Source organism: Microcystis sp. LE19-10.1B, from assembly GCF_027530565.1.
Taxonomy (GTDB): domain Bacteria; phylum Cyanobacteriota; class Cyanobacteriia; order Cyanobacteriales; family Microcystaceae; genus Microcystis; species Microcystis aeruginosa.
In genome coordinates, this window is the sequence record NZ_JAPZQM010000758.1 from 1 (window position 1) to 1,383 (window position 1,383).

Genomic DNA, 1,383 nt, shown 5'->3' on the forward strand with positions numbered 1-1,383 from the left:
TGAGGTGGCCAATTACCTAATTTTCAGGGAAAAAGTCCAGGAATTTTCCCCCCGATCCCCGCAATGGCTGGCACTTTTTGAGGGGAAAAAAGTCCAAAAGTCTTATCCAACAAGGTTTTTAGATTTATTCAGCAAGCCCTACTTAAACAAAATGGCAATGCTTCAACAGAGCGCCTTCAAGTAGGGGATGATATTCTTTTTCGGAGATAGTATAGGCCCCAAATCTAGCCAGATGGGGATTTTGCATTTGGGCATCAAATAGACAGAAATCCCGTTCTCTGAGGTGTTCGACTAACTTGACCATGGCTACCTTAGAACCATCGGGAATTTGATAAAACATCGATTCCCCGATAAAAACCCCGCGAATTGCTAAACCTAAAATCCCCCCCGCTAATTGATCCCCTTGCCAAGTCTCGAAACTGTAGGCCCAACCGGCCTGGTGTAATTGCTGATAGATTTGCATTAACTCCGGGGAAATCCAAGTCAGCGAGCGATCGGCACAACCGGCACAAACCCCAGCAAAATTGCGGTTAATAGCCACGCTAAAGCGATTTTGATTCAAAACTCGTTTTAGGGACTTGGGATACCTAAAACGCCGATCAAGAGGGATAAGAGCGCGATTTTTACTAGAATACCAATCCAATCTGCCCCCCTCATCGGCCATGAGAAAGTAACCGCGTGCGTATCCTTGTATAATAGAGGCGGTATCCACGAATCCCCCCAAGAACTCAGTCTCGTAGCCTGATAATTCTCTAATTATGCCTGATCATCCCGCAGCAATTCCGCCCATTACTTTACCACCGATCGAAAATCCCCAACAGGAACAAACTTGGTTGCGAACCGCTTTACATCGTTGGTTAGATGCGGAATTTATTCCCGAAGCTATTAATGAAACTATCGCTGAACGCGCTAGTCAAATTTTTCTGCGTCAGCGTTTGGAAGGGGAAAACGATCTCGGTAGCTTGGTAATTGCGATCGTTACCGAGATGCAAGCTTTTGATTTCCGCGAAAGTTTTTATAGTGAATTTGCCATCGCTAACGCTGTCAGTGATTTAATTTTAGATAGTTTAGGGATCGATCGCTGTTGTGGGCAAAGTTAGACAGTTTTTCTTTGTTATTGGAGTTTAATTTCTATTAGCTGCTCTGCTAATTTTTTTGTACGAATGGGGTAAGCTGCACTGCCTATTAGAAATTTTAGGACAAATGAGCAAAACCTCTCTCCTCGATCATAGACAGTCTTAACCAGTAATTTAGAGAGTCAACAGCTTATTGCTTATTTAAGAAGTTAACAAAATCTTTAATTGACAAGAATTAATTGATAGTTGTTGGGAAAGTTTTATTAAACCTCTTGCATAATTAATTTTTGAGGGTTCAAAAACGGTA

3 protein-coding genes are annotated in these 1,383 nt (G+C 42.3%); 2 read left to right on the forward strand and 1 reads right to left on the reverse strand.

What is annotated here, in order from left to right; translation table 11 throughout:
- Positions 1-184 (forward strand): hypothetical protein (locus O9332_RS27505; protein ID WP_288028200.1); only part of this gene is annotated, 184 nt, incomplete at its 5' end.
- Here O9332_RS27505 and aat read toward each other — a convergent pair.
- Positions 143-724, reverse strand: coding sequence for a leucyl/phenylalanyl-tRNA--protein transferase (aat, locus tag O9332_RS27510; RefSeq protein ID WP_071825075.1), 582 nt, complete (start codon positions 722-724; stop codon positions 143-145). The two genes, O9332_RS27505 and aat, sit on opposite strands and share 42 nt — an antisense overlap.
- A 34-nt stretch (positions 725-758) precedes the next feature.
- Here aat and O9332_RS27515 point away from each other — a divergent pair, with 34 nt between their 5' ends.
- Positions 759-1,100 carry a DUF8822 family protein gene (locus O9332_RS27515; protein ID WP_002761061.1) on the forward strand — a complete coding sequence of 114 codons (342 nt, stop codon included), beginning with the start codon at positions 759-761 and terminating at the stop codon, positions 1,098-1,100.
- Positions 1,101-1,383 lie beyond the last annotated feature (283 nt).

Bases quoted from the DNA above. Each gene is read 5' to 3' on its own strand.
- O9332_RS27515 (WP_002761061.1), top strand. From the start codon at position 759: ATGCCTGATCATCCCGCAGCAATTCCGCCCATTACTTTACCACCGATC.